Origin of the sequence: Bacillus sp. CH140a_4T, from assembly GCF_008923725.1 — a bacterium.
GTDB lineage: Bacteria > Bacillota > Bacilli > Bacillales > Bacillaceae_G > Bacillus_A.
This window is the reverse complement of record NZ_WBPF01000005.1, coordinates 316,085-336,047: the sequence shown is the minus strand read 5'-3', so window position 1 is coordinate 336,047 and position 19,963 is coordinate 316,085. Positions and strand designations below refer to the sequence as shown.

At 35.0% G+C, this 19,963-nt stretch carries 15 protein-coding genes, 1 pseudogene and 3 other annotated features; of the genes and pseudogenes, 14 read left to right on the top strand and 2 right to left on the bottom strand.

The window, feature by feature from the left end; genetic code table 11:
- Both F8162_RS28995 and F8162_RS02755 read left to right on the top strand, forming a co-directional pair.
- On the top strand, positions 1 to 492 hold a 492-nt coding region (locus tag F8162_RS28995), incomplete at its 5' end, for a 3D domain-containing protein (RefSeq protein WP_264158317.1).
- Positions 493 to 684: 192 nt separating this feature from the next.
- Entirely contained in the window at positions 685 to 1,359 is a 675-nt protein-coding gene (locus tag F8162_RS02755; RefSeq protein WP_151635115.1) for a hypothetical protein, read from the top strand.
- Between the two features lie 18 nt (positions 1,360 to 1,377).
- Here F8162_RS02755 and F8162_RS02750 read toward each other — a convergent pair whose 3' ends face one another.
- Positions 1,378 to 1,902, bottom strand: coding sequence for a kinase (locus F8162_RS02750; protein WP_151635117.1), 525 nt, complete (start codon positions 1,900 to 1,902; stop codon positions 1,378 to 1,380).
- A 100-nt stretch (positions 1,903 to 2,002) separates the two neighbouring features.
- On the opposite strand from F8162_RS02750, the gene F8162_RS02745 reads away from it, so the two are divergent.
- The 3 genes and pseudogenes from F8162_RS02745 to F8162_RS28985 all read left to right on the top strand — a co-directional run bounded on the left by F8162_RS02745 (position 2,003) and on the right by F8162_RS28985 (position 3,401).
- A complete protein-coding gene (locus F8162_RS02745) occupies positions 2,003 to 2,308 on the top strand; it encodes a YfzA family protein (protein ID WP_151635119.1) in 306 nt (101 codons plus the stop codon).
- A 13-nt stretch (positions 2,309 to 2,321) separates the two neighbouring features.
- Positions 2,322 to 2,855, top strand: a pseudogene (locus F8162_RS28990) (GNAT family N-acetyltransferase); the annotation flags it as partial.
- 15 nt (positions 2,856 to 2,870) lie between these two features.
- The gene (locus F8162_RS28985) at positions 2,871 to 3,401 is read left to right on the top strand and encodes a cysteine hydrolase family protein (RefSeq protein ID WP_225990145.1); all 531 of its coding nucleotides are present in this window, start codon (positions 2,871 to 2,873) and stop codon (positions 3,399 to 3,401) included.
- A 123-nt stretch (positions 3,402 to 3,524) separates the two neighbouring features.
- On the opposite strand, the gene F8162_RS02735 is transcribed toward F8162_RS28985, so the two are convergent.
- Complete coding sequence (locus tag F8162_RS02735; protein WP_151635123.1) at positions 3,525 to 3,968, bottom strand: YndM family protein; 444 nt, start codon at positions 3,966 to 3,968, stop codon at positions 3,525 to 3,527.
- Positions 3,969 to 4,149: 181 nt separating this feature from the next.
- Between F8162_RS02735 and F8162_RS02730 the strand changes: the two genes are divergently transcribed.
- The 9 genes from F8162_RS02730 to F8162_RS02690 all read left to right on the top strand — a co-directional run bounded on the left by F8162_RS02730 (position 4,150) and on the right by F8162_RS02690 (position 19,961).
- Positions 4,150 to 7,629 carry a DUF4020 domain-containing protein gene (locus F8162_RS02730; RefSeq protein WP_151635125.1) on the top strand — a complete coding sequence of 1,160 codons (3,480 nt, stop codon included), beginning with the start codon at positions 4,150 to 4,152 and terminating at the stop codon, positions 7,627 to 7,629.
- Positions 7,630 to 7,736: 107 nt separating this feature from the next.
- Positions 7,737 to 7,973, top strand: a binding site (T-box leader).
- Positions 7,974 to 8,027: 54 nt separating this feature from the next.
- Positions 8,028 to 8,264, top strand: a binding site (T-box leader).
- Positions 8,265 to 8,458: 194 nt separating this feature from the next.
- On the top strand, positions 8,459 to 9,535 hold the full coding sequence (locus F8162_RS02725) for a bifunctional 3-deoxy-7-phosphoheptulonate synthase/chorismate mutase (protein ID WP_001273578.1): 1,077 nt from the start codon (positions 8,459 to 8,461) through the stop codon (positions 9,533 to 9,535).
- A gap of 9 nt (positions 9,536 to 9,544) precedes the next feature.
- Positions 9,545 to 9,764, top strand: a binding site (T-box leader).
- A gap of 53 nt (positions 9,765 to 9,817) precedes the next feature.
- Complete coding sequence (aroC, locus tag F8162_RS02720; protein WP_151635127.1) at positions 9,818 to 10,990, top strand: chorismate synthase; 1,173 nt, start codon at positions 9,818 to 9,820, stop codon at positions 10,988 to 10,990.
- Between the two features lie 18 nt (positions 10,991 to 11,008).
- The gene (hisC, locus tag F8162_RS02715) at positions 11,009 to 12,109 is read left to right on the top strand and encodes a histidinol-phosphate transaminase (RefSeq protein WP_151635129.1); all 1,101 of its coding nucleotides are present in this window, start codon (positions 11,009 to 11,011) and stop codon (positions 12,107 to 12,109) included.
- The gene (gene tyrA, locus F8162_RS02710; protein ID WP_076538399.1) at positions 12,102 to 13,202 is read left to right on the top strand and encodes a prephenate dehydrogenase; all 1,101 of its coding nucleotides are present in this window, start codon (positions 12,102 to 12,104) and stop codon (positions 13,200 to 13,202) included. The genes hisC and tyrA overlap by 8 nt, the downstream gene beginning before the upstream one ends.
- Positions 13,203 to 13,218: 16 nt before the next feature.
- The gene (gene aroA / locus F8162_RS02705) at positions 13,219 to 14,508 is read left to right on the top strand and encodes a 3-phosphoshikimate 1-carboxyvinyltransferase (protein ID WP_151635131.1); all 1,290 of its coding nucleotides are present in this window, start codon (positions 13,219 to 13,221) and stop codon (positions 14,506 to 14,508) included.
- Positions 14,509 to 14,643: 135 nt separating this feature from the next.
- Positions 14,644 to 15,804: an enhanced intracellular survival protein Eis gene (gene eis / locus F8162_RS02700; protein ID WP_151635133.1), complete on the top strand. Its 1,161-nt coding sequence runs from the start codon at positions 14,644 to 14,646 to the stop codon at positions 15,802 to 15,804.
- Between the two features lie 229 nt (positions 15,805 to 16,033).
- On the top strand, positions 16,034 to 16,600 hold the full coding sequence (locus F8162_RS02695) for a TetR/AcrR family transcriptional regulator (RefSeq protein ID WP_061666510.1): 567 nt from the start codon (positions 16,034 to 16,036) through the stop codon (positions 16,598 to 16,600).
- 244 nt (positions 16,601 to 16,844) lie between these two features.
- Positions 16,845 to 19,961 (top strand): MMPL family transporter, encoded by a 3,117-nt coding sequence (locus F8162_RS02690; RefSeq protein ID WP_151635135.1) that lies wholly within the window; start codon positions 16,845 to 16,847, stop codon positions 19,959 to 19,961.
- Positions 19,962 to 19,963: the final 2 nt, after the last annotated feature.

Genomic DNA, 19,963 nt, shown 5'->3' with positions numbered 1-19,963 from the left:
GAAGAGAAAGCAAGAGAAATAGCAAAAGCTAAGGAAGAAGAGAAAGCAAGAGAAATAGCAAAAGCTAAGGAAGAAGAGAAAGCAAGAGAAATAGCAAAGGCTAAGGAAGAGGCCAAAGCAAGAGAAATAGCGAAGGCTAAGGAAGAAGCAAAAGTAAAAGAAGAGTCTAAAAATAACATACAGTCTGCTAAACGTGAATTAACGGTAGTAGCGACAGCATATACAGCGGATCCAAGTGAGAATGGTACTTATGGTGGACGTGTTTTAACTGCGATGGGGCATGATTTAACGGCTAATCCGAATATGAGAATTATTGCAGTTGATCCGAAAGTAATCCCATTAGGATCTAAAGTCTGGGTAGAAGGTTATGGAGAAGCTATCGCTGGTGATACGGGAAGTGCTATTAAAGGAAATCGTATTGATGTTTTAATGGGTTCAAAAAGTAAAGCTATGAATTGGGGAAGACAAACTGTTAAAGTTAAAATTCTTTAATAAATATAGTTATATAGAAATAAGTCAGTTCTCTTTATTGAGACTGGCTTTTATTTTTGAGTGAATATGATTGATTGAAAGACTATGCACTTTCACTCGTAATAGTGTAATTAAGTTTAAAGGATAGGTGTATTCTAGTGTTAATTTTTTTATAATGAAGTGGATCAGATTTATATAAAGCGAGGATAGAATATGACAACAAAATTATATGGCGCACATTGCAATGAGTTGAAAGGGTATAGAGTAATTGAAGGGAAAGATTCCTATAATCATTACTTTGGTGGTGAAGATTGCAATTTGCCAGTATGTAAGTTATGTAGTGAGAAGATGCATCAAATTCTCTGTTTTGATTTAAAAGATGGGAGACTTGCTGAACTTAAAAGTAATGAACTAAATATTTTACCATTCGTTTCATGTTTGAACTGCGCGATGGTGTGGGAACCGCAATATTTTCAGTTAAGTGATGGAGGTAAAACAGTTCAAATCATACAGCAGCAAAATACAGAAGAATGGATAATGGAAAAGGAATATAAGTTACCAGTTTCATTACCAAGAACGACGGTAAAGCTTATAAATATGAAAAATGGAGATATACCTACTGATGAAGATAGTTACTGGGAAGCTTTCGACTTGTTCGGTTCTGAATATGTATGTAGATTATTAGGGGCACCATTATATGATGATCTTCCAGAGAATTTGGAGTGTCCAACTTGTTCTAAAGATATGAAGTATGTTGCCACAATTACACAAGATATTGAGGAACGTGGACTTATTTCAGTAGTTGATTTCCAGTTTGGGGAAATGAATATATACTATTATTTATGTAAAGATTGTTCAATTATAAAAACTGAAATACAAAATACATAACAAGACTAACATATTATGTTAGTCTTGTTTTTCGATCGCAACATTAGTAAGAATCGCATTAAATATATCTTTTTGCGTGAAGGTATCTGTAAAAATAGTTTCTCTAGCAACTTCAATTGTATCGTGCGGATTATACCATTTTTCTAGGGAATCTTCACCAAATTCATGGCGCTTTTCTCTTGTATTGTGTCGTCGAATCGTTTCTTTTAACAATAAATCAAAGTAATATGTATACGCGTTTCCTTCAAAAAAATGTATTAATTCTTTCAGCATATCACCGTATCTATGACTGTTTAAAATGCCTTCTAAAATAACAAATTCACATTTTCCTTTTCCGTACTTTGTAATTTCAAATAGTAAATCATGTGATAAATTCCCCATCGTGTCGTCTACTTTCAGCATATCTCTACGTACAACATCCTGTGATACGAAAAGTGTATCTTGTCCGAAATGTTCTTGTAGTTGCTTTGCGATTGTTGTTTTACCACTTGCGGAGTTTCCTCTAAGAATGATTAATGTTGATTTTAGAATAGGATTAGACATAATGTATTCCCCCAGCACGAATGATCATATAGAAAATTTTAACAAATAAACTGTGGAAAGTGTATAATTAATAGGGTGGAAGTAAAAAGGTGGGAGCTAGATGGAACATAAATTAAATAAGGCGCAGTCGATTTTGAAACGGACATGGTTTCGCTATCTAGGGGCATTTATTATTGTTCAATTGTTGTTTATTATTTGTGAGGTTACTGGATGGGCACCAAATTTTAAACCAAGTGGGGAATTTTTAAGTAGAATTTTACATTCCAAATTTTTTACGGAATGGTTCACTCCATATGAAATCCCTCATTTTAATATGTTTACTGCTCTTTTTGCGGTTACATTGTTACCATATGCACTAATAGGTGCAATGAAAGATTTCACAACAAGGAAAAATATAAAAAATTAAAAAGAGGTATTCTATGTTATTTCAAAAAGATAATGTATCGGTACGGTACGTAAAAGAAGAGGATGCACAGATCATTTCAAAATGGTTAACTGACCCAGAAGTCTTACGGTATTACGAAGGGCGAGATAATCCGCAATCTGTAGAGATGGTACTCGATCATTTTATACATAATCCAAATAGTCATGAAAAAAGATGCTTAATAGAGTTTGATAATATGCCAATTGGTTATATTCAAATGTATCCAGTTGATTCTGAGTGGAAAGCATTATATGGCTATGAAGAATCTCAAAATGTATGGGGAATGGATCAATTTATCGGTGAGCCGAATTATTGGGAAAAAGGAATTGGAACGAAACTCGTTCAGGCAGCAATTACATATATTATGGAGAACACGGGAGCAGAAGCAATCGCAATGGATCCGAAAGTAAATAATGGGCGTGCGATAAAATGTTATGAAAAATGCGGATTTAAAAAGGTGAAGATATTAAAGGAACATGAGCTGCATGAGGGGAAATTAGAAGATTGTTGGACGATAGAATACAAACAAAGGGAGCTGCGCGAAATGAAAAAAGCTTTAATAGTAATTGATGTGCAAGCAGGTATGTATACAGCAGGAATGCCAGTACATAATGGGGAAAAGTTTTTAGAAATATTGCAAGAGCTTATTGGGGAATGTCGTTCAAATGATATTCCAGTTATTTTTGTACAGCATAACGGGCCAAAAGATCATCCGTTAGAAAAAGGTACAGCTGGTTGGAAAGTGCATGAGGCAATTGCCCCGCAAGAAGGGGACAGTATCATTGAAAAGACGACGCCAGATTCATTCTATAAGACGAACTTAAATGAAGTATTACAAGAAAAAGGCATTGAACACGTTATTATTTCAGGAATGCAAACAGAGTACTGTGTGGATACGACAACGCGAAGAGCGTTTAGTGAAGGGTATAAAGTAACGTTAGTGAGTGATGCACATAGTACGTTTCATACAGACGTGTTACGTGCGGAAGACATTGTAAAGCATCATAATGTAGTGTTTGGAGCGTTTGCTAATGTTGTTGCGTTAAAAGATTTGAAAGTGACTGCCTCTAAATAAGAGGCAGTTTTTTATTATAAGAACGATATCTTGAAAACATCGTTCTTATAATTTCACGTACCATAATGAATACATAAAAAAGGAGCACCACATAATTAAAAAGGGCGCTCCTGCATCAAAATGTCATTTCTTCTTATTCTTATCTTTATCCAATATATTCTGCTCTTCAGCAAATTCCGTACCATATGCAAAGCGGCGATTAATATGAATGTTATCATTGTTGTGCCTTGTGTGTGAGTTAGAGAAGCGATGAACGATTACTTCAGATAATGTAAAGACAATGGCAGAAAGGATGCTACCCCATGCAATTTGCATATAATTGTCTAATAAAATATTACCGAAAATCCATACGCTTAAATACGTTAGTAAGAAATCCGACATAATGGCACCAGTATTGCCTATTCGGTTTAATATGATTTTATCAACGAACATATAGGATACGATTGTAACAAAAAGACTGAATGAAATAATTTGGACGAACGTTGCAGGGAAAAATAAAGCGAGTCCAATACTAAATGCGATAACGCACGATATAAACTTGATAAGTACTACAGTAAAATCATTCAATATTTACACCTCCGATTTATACATAGTTTTGCAATAAATTCAGGAGTTCATACATTATTACGGATTTATTTACATAAAACTTTTTCATGTTTGAATTGTAGTCTAAATATTATAAAAATAAAGAAAAAATGTTATAGTAAAATGAGAGTATATGACATTTTTAGGTAAGGGGGAATCCTAGGTGTGGATTACTTCAGAAGTAGAAATTCCAGATGAGTTAATCGATCATCTTGAACAAGGAAAGTTAGTACTATTTGTTGGAGCGGGAGTTTCTATGAAAGGGAAATCAAACTTACCGAATTTTGATGATCTAGTTGACGAAATTGCGAAAACCTTATATGTAGAAACGCGTGAAATAACAGAACCTCATGATTATTATCTTGGTAAAATTGCGAAAACAAAAGATGTACATCAAGTTGCAAGAGGTTTAGTTCATAATGAAAAGTCAAAGCCGAATCCGCTTCATTATGCGATTCCAAGGTTGTTTCCTTTAGATACAGACGTCCGCATTGTAACGACAAATTTTGATCGACATTTTACAACTGCGATGAAAGAAATGAATAGAGAATTAAACGTATATTATGCACCTGCGTTACCTACAGGTAGAGCGTTTAAGGGACTCGCTTACATACATGGCAATATAGAACAAGAGAAAGAAGCATTAATTTTAACAGATGGTGATTTTGGAAGGGCTTACTTGACGGAAGGATGGGCAAGAAGATTTTTAGTTGATTTATTCTCGAATTATACCGTTTTATTCGTTGGATATAGCCATAATGACCCGGTAATGAAATATTTAGCTACTGGTTTACCACCAAGTACAAGGCGTTTTGCCTTTGTTGCACAAGGGGAAAATACGTACCATTGGGAGCATTTAGGAATACGACCGATTGTGTATCCGAATAAAGGAAATAATCATCAATCTCTCGTTAAAGCAGTGAAGCGATGGGCGGAATTAATGGGCGATAATTATATTACAAAACGAATGCGAATTCGTGACATAGTAACAGTTCCGCCGTCAGTAGAGCAGGAACAATTATCATACATAAAACAATCCATAAAAAAAATTGAAACAGTCCGTTACTTTGTTGAATTTGCTCATGATTATGAATGGGTGGAATGGCTTGAAGCAGAAGGGAAATTACAAAATTTATTTTTAGTTACATCAAACGATAATGAAGTAGATGAACTACTTGCGGAATGGTTAGTGGAACAATTTCTTTTTAGTCATCAAAAAGAATTATTTCAATTAATTTTTAAAAATCATTCTAAACTATCTCCGTTATTATGGAGAACAATTTGTAGCTACCTAAACGAAACGAAAATTAAAATGAACCCGTTATTGTTTGCAAGATGGACACTTCTTTTATTAGAAACAGCTGAAAAAGGTAGTAAATCAATTGAAAAAATTTCTTATTTACTGCAAAAATGTTCTTTTCCTGAGCATAAAGAAATTGCTTTATTATTACTAACGTTTATTTTGGATGGAAAGCTTAAGTTGAAGCGGGAGAGAAAATGGGGAAATGACACGCAAGAATCAATAGAACTTGAGGAATCGAGTCGATTACCAGTGTCTACATTTTCTTATGTGGAGCAAATTTGGAATGAGAAGATGAAACCGCATATTTCCTATTACGCCGTACCAATTATGATGATGGGAATAGAGAAGATGCGAATGTTATCATTAAGACAAACGGCATTGAAAAAAAAGGATAAAGAAAATGTAGAAAAAGAGTTTCAGCAAAATGATCTTACATTTTTAATTCAAATTGTAAAAGAGTGTTTAGCTTATTTATGTGAAAACAATGAGAAAAAAGCAAATTATTATATTACAGAAATGATAGAAGCAAACAGCATACTGCAACATCGAATTGCAATTGATGCGATGAATAAAAATATATTCTTTAGCGCTGATGAGAAAATGAAATGGTTGTTACAGGAAGGACTTCTTTTAGATGTCACGTATAAACACGAAGTTTTTCAACTTATAAAAAATCATTTCGCATCTTCTTTAGAAAAAACAAAGGAAGAAGTCATTCAAATTGTACTGAAAGACCTTGCAGAGGAGAGGGCATTTGATGTTTGCTTAGTATTAGATTTATTATTCACTTGTGATCCAAATAGTCCATCTACAGCAAAAGGTTATGAGCTAATGAAGCAAAAGCATCCTCACTTTCATTCTGAGCGATACAGTGTACAAAAGAAAGAAACCACAGAACAAAGTATTACTTGTAATGTAACTGCTGATGGATTATTACATCTGAAAGACGATGAAATTATGAAACAAGTTCGGCAATTTTCTCAAGACGGAGTTTTTGAACAACGCCATTTTTTAGAGATGTTATCGAAAGCATGTAAACTGAATACAGAATGGAGTATTTCATTTGCTTACCAATTAGTTAGCATGCACGAAATAAGTAATGAAGTATGGTTTGTTTGTATTAGAGAATGGCGAAATAACCGAGTACTGACAAATGAACAAATTCAAAAAGTTATTCCGCTATTACAGAAATTTGTTAGAAATACTGCTTTTCATTGGTTAATTAGTAGCTTTTTATATGAAATTAGTAATCGATTAGAAGAGTTAGAGGAAAATAGCATACGTAATGTGAAACGGTTTGCTTTTTCAGTATTCCCTCAAGTAATGAAAAGCGATACAGATTTTAAGCTTGGAAAACAAGATTTTTACAATGAATCGATCCAGCATCCTGTTGGGAAAATGACAGCTGTATTATTAAAACTGTTATCATATGATCATTTATACGATCGTAACGTGTATGAATATTTATTTTTATTTGAAGAACAAGTAAGAGTTAGTTCAGAGCGGACAAATTACATGTTAGCTCGTTTAGTAGCAGATATTACATTTCTTAATCACATTGAGAAGCAATGGTGCCGAAAATATTTGTTACCGTATTTAGATTTAAAGAAGGAAAATGAGATTACGAAATATGCATGGGCAGGCTTATGTTACACGCAAATCAATTTACCTTTATTTACAGAGATGAAGCGATTTATTAAATATGCGGTAGAACATTTGGAAGTATTACATCCACATACGAGGGAAGCTTTCTTGAAATGGCTTAGTTTTGTATTTATTAAATGTGTACTATATTGGGAGCAAAAAACAGATTGGTTATCCCCGTTACTTATACAAGAAAATGAAGAAAATAAAATTAAATTTATGCAGTTTTTATGCTATTACGTCAAAACGCTAAGTGCAAAAGAACAACAAAAATTTTGGACATCTTGGCTCAGTGTATTTTTGCGAGAGCGACCGAAAATGGGTGAAATCACAGCTAGAGAATATGTAATGCTTTTGCGTATTATTTTATTTATGGATGAAATAGCAGAAAGAGGATTATCTATAATAAAAACATTTTCAGATGTGATTGGAAAAGGGAATCAAACGGAGTTAAAACAGTTGTTTAATGAAATACTTGAAAAGACAGAGAGTATAAAAATGTATAAAAAATTGTATGCAAATGTATTTTTTACTTTATTACAAACGCTTCAGGAAGCCGATTTACTTGAAACTGAAATTATTCAAATAAAAGAAATATTAATCCAGTATGGAGTAGAAAAATATGTATTAAATGCAATAGATAATGAGATAATTCGCATCGGAATTGTTATGGAGAATTTACAAGAAGAAATGTAGGACGGAAGTGGAATTTTAAAAAATATATAAAAAGTTGTTGACAGTGTTTTGAAAAGCGTTCTATAATACGAATCATACTTATTCAATTTCAAAAACATTTGAATAAACAAAGTGCAATGAAGAGATCACAGTAGTGGTTAGTCTTACTGTAGCAGAGAGCTGGTGGTTGGTGTGAACCAGTACAGGGATAATCATGAATTACAGTCTTGGAGCATCTTTTTCGTAGTAAAGATAGTTTCGTCTTTATGAAGAAAAAGCGGTCAATTGATCGTTAACAGTGAAGAGAGGTAGACGGAAAGTTAGTCTACAACTAGGGTGGTACCGCGATAAATATCGTCCCTACTGATTTATTCAGTAGGGACTTTTTGTATTTTAGTGGTCCAACTTGAAAATTAAATATATATGCGTTGAAAGGAAAAGCAGTAGTTGTTGTTTCCCTGTAACAGAGAGCTGGTGGTTGGTGTGAACCAGTACAAAAACAAGAGCGAATTACAGTCCTAGAGCATCTTTTCCGTAATAAAGATAAATATTGTCTTTATGAAGGGAAAGACGGTCAGATGATCGTTAACAATGAAGAGAGGTAGACGAAAGAAGTCTACAACTAGGGTGGTACCGCGATAAATATCGTCCCTACTGATTGGATCAGTAGGGATTTTTTGTACAAAAAAGTGGGTTTTTATCTAGTCGATAGTGTCCTTATAGTAAATATTCGTTTAAGATAAGAAGAGGTATCGATTCCACTTAAAATTTGTATAATTTATCAGTTCAGAAAATAGAGAATTTTTCATTCTCTTACTATACTTTTAAAACATTAGAGGAGGATTTCCAAATGGCAAATCATGAATTAGATCAATTACGTAAACAGGTAGATGAAATTAACTTACAACTATTACACCTTTTAAACAAACGTGGTGAAATCGTTCAAAAAATTGGGGAACAGAAGCAAGTACAAGGTACGAAACGATTTGATCCAGTACGTGAGCGTGAAGTGCTTGATATGATCGCAGAGCATAACGAAGGACCATTCGAAACGTCAACAGTTCAACACATTTTCAAAACAATCTTCAAAGCTAGCTTAGAATTACAAGAAGATGATAACCGTAAAGCATTACTAGTATCACGTAAAAAGAAACAAGAAAACACAATCGTTAATGTAAAAGGTGAATTGATTGGAAACGGAACACAAACGTTCATCATGGGACCTTGTGCGGTAGAAAGCTTAGAGCAAGTTCGTCAAGTAGGGCAAGCGATGAAAGACCAAGGTCTAAAATTAATGCGCGGTGGTGCTTTCAAACCAAGAACATCTCCATACGATTTCCAAGGTTTAGGAGTAGAAGGATTACAAATTTTACGCCAGGTTGCAGATGAGTTTGACTTAGCGATCATTAGTGAAATTTTAAATCCGAACGATGTTGAAATGGCATTAGACTACGTTGATGTAATTCAAGTTGGTGCACGTAACATGCAAAACTTCGATTTATTACGAGCTGTAGGTAAAGTTAACAAGCCAGTATTATTAAAACGTGGATTAGCAGCAACAATTGATGAGTTCATTAACGCAGCTGAGTACATCATTGCACAGGGTAACGACCAAATTATTCTATGTGAGCGTGGTATCCGCACATACGAAAGAGCGACACGTAACACATTAGACATTTCAGCAGTACCGATTTTAAAGAAAGAAACACATTTACCAGTAATCGTTGACGTAACGCATTCAACTGGACGTAGAGACTTATTATTACCAACAGCGAAAGCAGCACTTGCAATTGGCGCAGATGCAGTAATGGCTGAAGTACATCCAGACCCAGCAGTTGCATTATCAGATTCTGCACAACAAATGGATATTCCAGAATTCCATAGATTCATGGATGAGTTAAAAGGTTTCAAAAATAAATTATCTTAATTCCATATCATATATGCGCTGAAGAGGAAACAGTAGTGCTTATCTCACTGTTAAAGAGAGCTGATGGTCGGTGTGAATCAGTACAAAGATAAGCATGAATTACAGCCTTGGAGCATCTTTTCCGCCAACTTTTGGAGGGAAAGACGGTCAAACGATCGTTACAGAAGAAGAGAGGTAGACGATAGTTGTCTACAACTAGGGTGGTACCGCGATAAACATCGTCCCTACTGAGCGCTCAGTAGGGACTTTTTTGTACAAAAAAATAGTAAAGGGGCAAGAGAAATGAGATACATTACAGCTGGAGAATCACATGGACCGCAGTTAACAGTTATTTTAGAAGGTGTACCAGCAGGTTTAACATTAACAGCGGAACATATTAACAAAGAATTATTAAGAAGACAAAAAGGGCACGGACGCGGAAGACGCATGCAAATAGAAACTGATACAGTTGAAATTGTAAGTGGTGTTCGTCATGGGATGACACTTGGCTCACCAATAACGTTAATCGTTAAAAATGATGATTTCAAACATTGGACGAAAGTAATGGGTGCAGAGCCAATTTCGGAAAAAGAAAGTAAAGATATGAAACGTACAATTACAAAACCACGTCCAGGACATGCGGATTTAAACGGCGCAATTAAATATGGACATCGTGATATAAGAAATGTACTAGAGCGCTCATCTGCAAGAGAAACGACAGTTCGTGTAGCTGCTGGTGCAGTTGCGAAACAAATTTTGAAAGAATTAGGCGTAGAAATTGCAGGGCATGTTCTTGAAATTGGTGGGGTACAAGCGAAACGAATTTCAAACTTACCAATAGAAGAGATACAAACGATTACTGAAAATTCACCAGTTCGATGTTTAGATAAAGAAGTAGAACAAGAGATGATGGATGCGATTGATAACGCAAAAAGTAGCGGAGATTCAATCGGCGGTATTGTTGAAGTCATTGCAGAAGGCATGCCGATTGGCATTGGTAGTTACGTTCATTACGATCGTAAATTAGATGCAAAACTTGCTGGTGCGATTATGAGTATTAATGCATTTAAAGGTGCTGAAATTGGCGTTGGTTTTGAAGCGGCAAGACAGCCGGGAAGTAAAGTGCATGATGAAATATTATGGGATGAAGAAAATGGATACACGAGAAAAACCAATAATGCCGGCGGTTTAGAAGGCGGTATGACAACAGGAATGCCAATTGTCGTAAGAGGTGTTATGAAGCCAATACCTACATTATACAAACCGTTAGCAAGTGTTGACATTGATACGAAAGAAGCATTCCAAGCGAGTATTGAAAGATCTGATAGTTGTGCAGTACCAGCAGCAGGTGTAGTAGCTGAATCTGTTGTAGCATGGGAACTTGCACATGCGCTAGTCGAACAATTCGGAAAAGATCGTATGGATTTAATTCAGCAAAACATCACACAACATAACAACTACGCAAAAGAATTTTAATAAAAAGGTGGTTTTAACATGCAAGTAAAAGATCAACTATCATCATTACAACCATATAAACCAGGTAAATCACCTGAACAAATGAAAGAAGTGTACGGAGATCATGCATTTGTGAAATTAGCATCGAATGAAAATCCATTCGGCTGCTCACCACGTGTTTTAGATGAGTTGCAAAAATCGTGGTTGGAACATGCTTTATATCCTGACGGAGGTGCTACAATGCTCCGTCAAAAAATTGCAGATAAGTTACATGTTCAAATGGAACAAATACTTTGCGGTAGTGGATTAGATGAAGTCATTCAAATAATAAGCCGTGCAGTACTTAAAGCAGGAGATAACATCGTGACGGCTGGTGCAACATTCCCTCAGTACCGTCATCATGCAATTATTGAAGGTTGTGAAGTGAAAGAAATCCCTTTAAATAACGGTGTATACGATTTAGATGAAATTTCGTCAGCAATAAATAATAATACGAAAATCGTATGGATTTGTAATCCGAACAACCCGACAGGCACATATGTGAATGATCGAAAATTGACTCGATTTATTGAAGGTATTAGTGAAAATACGTTAATTGTCATTGATGAAGCGTACTATGAATACGTAACAGCAAAGGATTTCCCAGAGACATTACCGCTTTTAGAAAAACATAAAAACATTCTTGTACTTAGAACATTTTCTAAAGCGTACGGATTAGCTTCTTTCCGCGTTGGATATGCAATTGGACAGGAAGAGCTAATCGAGAAATTAAATGTCGTACGTTTGCCATTTAACGTATCTTCATTAGCGCAAAAAGCAGCGACGATTGCTTTTTGTGATGATGAGTTTATTGAAGAAATAGTTCGTGTGAATACAGAGGGATTACAACAATACGAGAGCTTTTGTAAGGAAAATGAAATTCCATTTTATCCATCGCAAACAAATTTCATCTTCTTGCCAGTTGAGAATGCTGGAGAGATTTATGAAGCTTGTGCACACGCAGGGTTTATTATACGTCCATTCCCGAATGGTGTCCGTATTACCGTCGGAACAAGGGAGCAAAATGAAGGAGTGATTTCAGTGTTAAAACAACACTTTGAAAATAAAAAAAGAAAGTCTCGAGATGAGGCAAATGCGTAAAAAGGTAGTATTAATTGGAACAGGTTTAATAGGAGGCTCTCTCGCATTAGCAATTAAGAAAGAGCACGATGTAACGATAACAGGTTATGATATATTTCAAGAACAAGTAGAGCGTGCAAAAGAGTTACATGTAGTAGATGAAGTAGCGATAGATTTACAGCATGCATGTGAAGAGGCGCATTTAATTGTTTTTGCTTCTCCAGTTGAAGAAACGAAGAAGTTATTACACAAATTAGCGTCATTTCGTTTACGAGAAGATGTTATTGTAACGGATGTTGGTAGTACAAAAGGAACGATTATGAATGAAGCGGAAGCTTTATTTTCAAAGAAAGTATCTTTCATTGGTGGACATCCGATGGCAGGTTCTCATAAGACTGGAGTTGAAAGTGCAAAAGCGCATTTATTTGAAAATGCATTTTACATTTTAACGCCGATGAATCATGTGCCAAATGAACATGTGGAAGAACTAAAGCGTTGGTTACAAGGAACAGGATCTCATTTTCTCGTTTTAAATACGGAAGAACATGATTATGTAACAGGGATCGTTAGTCATTTTCCGCATCTTATCGCAGCAGGATTAGTGAAACAAGTGGAGAAACATGCAGGAGATAATCCACTTATTCATCAACTAGCTGCCGGAGGGTTTAAAGACATTACACGTATTGCATCTAGTAGCCCAAAAATGTGGAGTGATATTGTTAAGCAAAATCGGGAGCATTTAATGGTATTATTAAAAGAGTGGATCTCTGAAATGGAAGATTTATATGATACAGTTTCTACCGGAGATGCGGGCGAGATTCAAAACTATTTTGCAGACGCGAAAGAATACCGTGACTCTTTACCAGTACGAAAGAGAGGGGCAATTCCTGCCTATCACGACTTATACGTCGATGTTTTAGATAAAGTAGGGGCATTGGCTCATATTACGAGTATTTTGGCACGCGAAGAAATTAGTATTACGAACTTGCAAATATTAGAAGCACGTGAAGGGTTGCTTGGGGTATTACGTATTAGTTTCCAAAGAGAAGAAGATCGTATGAAAGCAAAGCTAGCGCTCGGAGAAGAAAAATACCAAACTTATGAAACAATTTAAATGAGAAGGTGAAAACATGAAGGAAAGAACAATAGAACCTGTTAATAACGGATTAAATGGTGTTATTACAATTCCAGGAGATAAATCCATTTCACACCGAGCTGTCATGTTCGGCGCGATTGCAGAAGGAAAAACAACAATTAAAGGTTTCTTGCCCGGTGCAGACTGTTTAAGTACAATTTCTTGCTTTAAAGAAATGGGAGTAGACATCGTGCAAAACGGTGATGAAGTCACTGTAGTTGGTAAAGGATTAGAAGGCTTACAAGAACCGAAAGCTGTATTAGATGTTGGTAATTCTGGTACAACAATACGTTTAATGTCAGGAATTTTGGCAAATACACCATTTTTCTCTTGCGTACAAGGTGATGCATCTATCGCAAAAAGACCGATGAAACGTGTTACAAATCCATTAAAACAAATGGGTGCAAACATTGATGGCCGCGAAGAAGGGACGTTTACACCGTTAACAATACGTGGTGGAGATTTAAAAGCAATCCAATTCACTTCGCCTGTAGCAAGCGCACAAGTAAAATCAGCTATTTTACTTGCAGGACTTCGAGCAGAAGGTGTAACAGCTGTTACAGAACCACATATTTCCCGCGACCATACGGAAAGAATGCTTGAAGCATTTGGCGTTAAAGTAATTCGTGAGGGAAAAACAGTGAAACTTGCAGGTGGACAAAAGCTAACAGCAACAGACGTTCAAGTACCAGGTGACGTATCGTCAGCAGCATTTTTCCTAGTAGCAGGTGCGATTATTCCAAACAGTAAACTAGTATTACAAAATGTAGGAATGAACCCAACTCGTACAGGTATTATTGATGTTTTAGAAAAAATGGGTGCTACGTTTACTGTAGAGCCAATTAACGAAGGATCATCAGAACCAGCTGCAAACATTACGATCGAAACATCTTCATTAAAAGGAATTGAAATTGGCGGAGATATTATCCCAAGATTAATCGATGAAATTCCTGTTATCGCCTTAGCGGCAACGCAAGCAGAAGGAATTACAGTAATTAAAGATGCGCACGAATTAAAAGTAAAAGAAACGAACCGTATTGATACAGTCGTTGCGGAGTTAACGAAACTAGGAGCTCGCATAGAAGCAACTGATGACGGGATGATTATTTACGGAAAATCAGCACTAAAAGGCAATACAGTAAATAGTTACGGTGATCACCGTATCGGAATGATGCTTGCAATTGCCGGCTGTCTAGCCGAAGGAAAAACAACAATTGAAGACGCAGGAGCAGTAGGCGTATCATATCCTACATTCTTCGAAGAACTTCAAAAGTTAGCTAAATAAAGTAATAAAAAGCAGATACGGGATGTATCTGCTTTTTATATTGGATTCGTGTCGTTAAGTCCATATAATTTCATTCACCGCACCGGAATATTGAGAATTATGGTACAATTCAAACAAGGAATGGAGGAGAAATAGATGAACGTTATACAATTAAAAGAAGATAGATTTAGAGAAGCATTACGCTTATCGGAATACGCTTTTCAATATAAAGTTGATGGGGAACGATTGCAGCAACAACTTACAAAGATGAAAGAAATTCATGAAATATACGGTATTATGGAAGGTGAAGATGTAGCAGCAAAACTGCATCTTATTCCGTTTCATATATACATAGGCAAAGAGAAATTTAAAATGGGAGGCGTTGCAGGGGTAGCGACGTATCCAGAGTATAGAAGAAGCGGGTACGTGAAAGAATTGCTTCAACATTCACTTCAAACGATGAAAAAAGACGGATATACAGTATCGATGCTACATCCATTTGCTGTTTCATTTTACCGTAAATACGGCTGGGAACTTTGTGCGAATCTCCTTGTATGTCATATGACAAAGAGTGATTTAGTTATGAAAAAACAAGTGAATGGTACTGTGAAACGTTACAATAAAGAAAATCATCCAGAAGAAGTTGAGAAAATTTATGAAACATTTGCAGAACGTTTTTCCGGTATGCTAGTTCGCGGTGAAAAATGGTGGTTACAGGCTGTATATGATGATTTAACATTAGCGATTTATTACGATAAAAATAAAACGGCAGCTGGCTACATGCTATATAAAATAGAAAACTATAAAATGAAAGTAGAAGAATTTGTTCCGCTGCAAAACGAAGCACGAAATGGCCTGTGGAACTTTATTTGCCAGCATGATTCTATGATTAAAGAACTTGAAATGACAGTAAGTGAAAACGAACCGTTATTATATACACTGCAAGAGCCACGCGTGAAAGCAGAAATAAAGCCATATTTTATGGGCAGAATTGTAGATGTGGAGCAGTTCTTAAAACAATATGAGTTGAATTGGAACAATGCACAGCAAGAAGTAATTTTACATATTACAGATTCATTTGCACCATGGAATAACGTAACAGTGAGACTTGCAAATCATGAAATAACAATTATAGAAGAAGAAATAAAGGATAAAGGAATTAGGCTAGATATAAATGCATTATCTACAATAATGTTTGGATACAAACGTCCGTTACAACTTAATGAACTAGAATTAATTAGCGGAAGTGAAGAGGAAATACGAGCGTTGGAGAATATAGTCCCGGTACGTAAAGCATTTATTTATGATTTCTTTTAAGTTTTAAATAGGAAATTGGGCTGTCCCAAACAAAATTTTGGGACGGCTTCAAATTATACTGTCAGTTTTTGTCGGTAAGTCGATTTATCTTGAAAATCGCTGATATAATGTTTTCACAAACAAGGGATTAAAACCGAACCGATACTGGTCATGCACTTGACTTTTAATCGATGTAATTTATAATTAAAAACGGAATGAATTTTCATTCCTGAAAATAGAGGTGGAAAAAATGGCTAAAAACAAACAAGAGGATATTTTTGATGCTGCGATGCAACTTTTCGCAGAGCGTGGTTACGATGGTACGACAATTCCAATGATCGCTGAAAAAGCAAAGGTCGGTGCGGGTACTATTTATCGCTACTTTGAAAATAAAGAGGCGCTTGTTAACTCATTATTTTCAAAAAGTATGTTAGAGCTTTCTGAAATGATAAAAACGGATTTTCCTGTTGAAGCAAATATTCGTGAACAGTTTAGTCATACGTACAACCGCTTATTTGAATTTGCGAGAAACAATGTGGACGCTTTTTTATTTACAAATTCTCACTGCGATAGTTATTTTCTTGACGAACAGAGTAAGAAAATATTTGATGATTTTATAGGCTTCTTTATGAATATTATTGAAGATGGAATCGCAAAAGGTTTTCTTCGTCCATTGCCTCCAGTTGCTTTAATTATTATTGTATATCAACCGCTAGAAAAACTAACGAAGGTAATTGCAACAGGGCAATTAGAATACTCAAAAGAATTAGTAAAAGAATTGGAAGAAAGTTCTTGGAACGCTATTAGAATCATTTGATTCTATAGCTAATAGGTATAGGAATGAATATTCATTCCTGAATATATTTAAAACATGAGAGTAGGAGAGGATATTTGTGTAACAATAGGAATGAACATTCATTCCGGAAAAGGTAGTTTAATAAAGTTTAAAAAATAATGCAATAGAATGATAGGAATGAACGTTCATTCCGAAAAAAGTATTTTTAAAAGGATAGGAATGAATATTCATTCCCTTTTAATTTTCAAAATGGGAGATGATTAAAATGAGTAAGCTGAAAAATTGGAGAAGTTTATCTTTTCTATTATGGATAGTTATTACTATTGCAATGATCGTAACGATGCCTAATATGGATAAATTAGTGAAAGAAAAAGGGCACATTACGATTCCTAATACAGAACAAAGTAGTATTGCTGATAAAATGATAAGAGAGATGAATAAAGACGGGACTGAAAAGTATGAAATTATAGCTGTTTTTAATAGTGAAAGTAAAGAAGCTTTAACTACTGAGCAAAAAGAAGAGATAATAAAAACAATCCATGCTTTACAAAATGAAAAAGAGCAATTAGGAATTAAGGAAGTTGTTTCACATTTAGATAATAAAGATTTGGAAAAACAGTTGATATCTAAAGACAATACGACCATTTTAACGCAAATCTCAGTAGATAAAAAAAATGGTGAAATATCAAAAGTTGCAAATGATCTTCATAAAAAAGTGCAAACGAAGGGTGTTAAAACGTACTTAACAGGAAGTGATTTAATAGCGGGTGATTTCCTTACATCCTCTCAAGAGGGAGTGAAAAAGACAGAAGTTATTTCTATCATTTTCATTTTAGTTGTATTAATCATTGTATTTCGTTCACCAATTGTTCCAATCGTTTCTCTTCTTACAGTTGGTGTATCCTATTTAGTTTCAATGGGGATTATCGCCCATTTAGTTGATCGATTTAATTTTCCGTTTTCCAACTTTACACAAGTGTTTGTAGTTGTTGTCCTGTTTGGAGTTGGAACAGACTATAACATTTTATTATATACAAGATTTAAAGAAGAATTAAGTAAACAAGAAAATGCATTTTTGGCTACGAAAGAAACGTTTAAATCAGCAGGAAAAACCGTTTTATATAGTGGGATAGCAGTACTAATCGGTTTTGCATCTCTTGCTTTAGCGAGTTTTAAATTATATCAATCTACTTCAGCCGTAGCAATTGGTGTCGCAGTATTATTACTTGTATTAACTACATTAAATCCATTTTTTATGGTGCTTTTAGGAAAAGGAATGTTTTATCCAGTTAAAACATTTAAAGGTCATGAGGATAGTCGCTTATGGGGATTTCTTGCGAAAAACTCAGTAGTAAGACCATTCGCAGCTTTAATCATTGTATTTGTGATATCGATTCCTTTCGTAATGAAATATTCTAACACACTAAATTACAATGATTTATTTGAAGTAGATAATAAATATGATTCGAAAATGGGGATTAACGTTATAGAAGATCATTTTCCACCTGGTTTTTCTTCACCAAGTACGTTAGTCATTCAATCGGATAACAAGTTAGATGAGGCGAGTTCGCTTCAAACTATAGATGAAATAACTGATAAGATTTTGAAAGTGAAAGGTGTTTCAGAAGTATATTCACCGACACGACCAACTGGTGAAAGGATAAAAGAACTATATATAAATAAACAAGCTGGAGAACTAAATACAGGTTTAGGAGACGCCAATGGTGGTATTAAGGAAATTAATGATGGATTGACTACTGCGAAAGATAAAATGGGTAGTAAAGACTCAAATAGTCTTGCAAACGTTCAAAAACTAATAGATGGAACAAACGAAGCGAAAAATGGAGTAACAGCATTAGGAACAGCTTTACATCAACTATCAAATGGCATAAATGACGGAGCACAAGGTGCGCAGCAAATTGAGAGTGGATTAACTTCAGTAAATGAAAATATAAATGTTTTATCTAATGCAACGTCACAACTTCATGCTGGTTATTCGCAGTTAGAAAAAGGCTTAAGTTCTTACAATCAATACTTCGGAAGTATTTCTCAAGCGATTGATGGGGCGAAAAAAGGTTACGAACAAATTGAAATGTTAATGACCAATTTCATTCAAACGAAACCAGAATTAGCAAATGATCCGAACATACTACAAACGATAGGAATTGCTAAAGAGGCTCAAAAGCAATTAAGTGTGCTTTCAAATGAATTAAATCAATTAGCAACACAGCATAAAGCGGCGATGGGCTCATTTAAAGAAGCAAATCAATCGTTATTGAAAGTGGATAACGGCTTAAAAGAAATGAACAATGGAGTTACTAAATTACAAAAAGGAGCAGCTGATCTTAAAAATGGATTAGATGAAGGTGCTTCAGGTTCAAAACAAATTGCAAACAAGTCATCTGAGTTACAAACCGGATTAACGAAAATAAATGATGGGCAAGGCCAGTTATTAACCGGGCTGAAAGACTTGCAAGAACAGATGGGGCAATTACAATCAGGATTATTTAAAAGCACAGAAGGGCTCGAAAAGGTAAGTAACGGACTAGGAGATGCCCAGAAATATTTAGGAGAACTGAATGAATCAAAAAGCTCTGAGAAATTTTATATTCCAAAAGAAGTTTTAGAGGGAGCGGATTTCCAAAAAGCGTTGAATACGTACATGTCACATGATAGAAAGACTGCTAAAATGACAATCATTTTAGACGTAAATCCGTATTCAAAAGAAGCGATGCCAATTATTGAAGAAATTAATAAAACGATAGACGGTACTTTAAATGGTACAGAATTAAATTCGGCGAAAAAAGCAATCGGAGGTACAACGGCTAGAAACGTTGATTTAAAAGAAGTAACAGGTCAAGACTTCTTACGTACAGCTACGATTATGTTAATTGGAATTGCGATTGTATTACTCGTTATTACACGATCATTTTTAAATACACTCTTCATTATTGGATCTTTAATAATAGCTTATTTTGCATCACTTGGTATAAGTGAACAAATTAGTGCACACTTACTAAATGTAGAGTCATTAAGCTGGAATGTACCATTCTTTAGTTTTATTATGATTGTCGCTTTAGGTGTGGATTATAGCATTTTCGTAATGATGCGATACAATGAGCTAGAGGGAGACCCAGCAACGAAAATTGTAAATGCCTCTCGTCACATAGGAGGAGTTGTATTATCGGCCGCGCTTATTTTAGGTGGTACATTTGCTGCATTAATCCCTTCAGGTGTATTGACGCTTATACAAGTAGCATCTGTTGTTGGTGTTGCACTGTTACTATTAGCTATCATTGTAATGCCAATATTGCTACCTGCTTTAATAGGGTTAACGAGTAAAATGAAAAATTATACGAAGAAATTAAGCAAAAGAAAATAAAA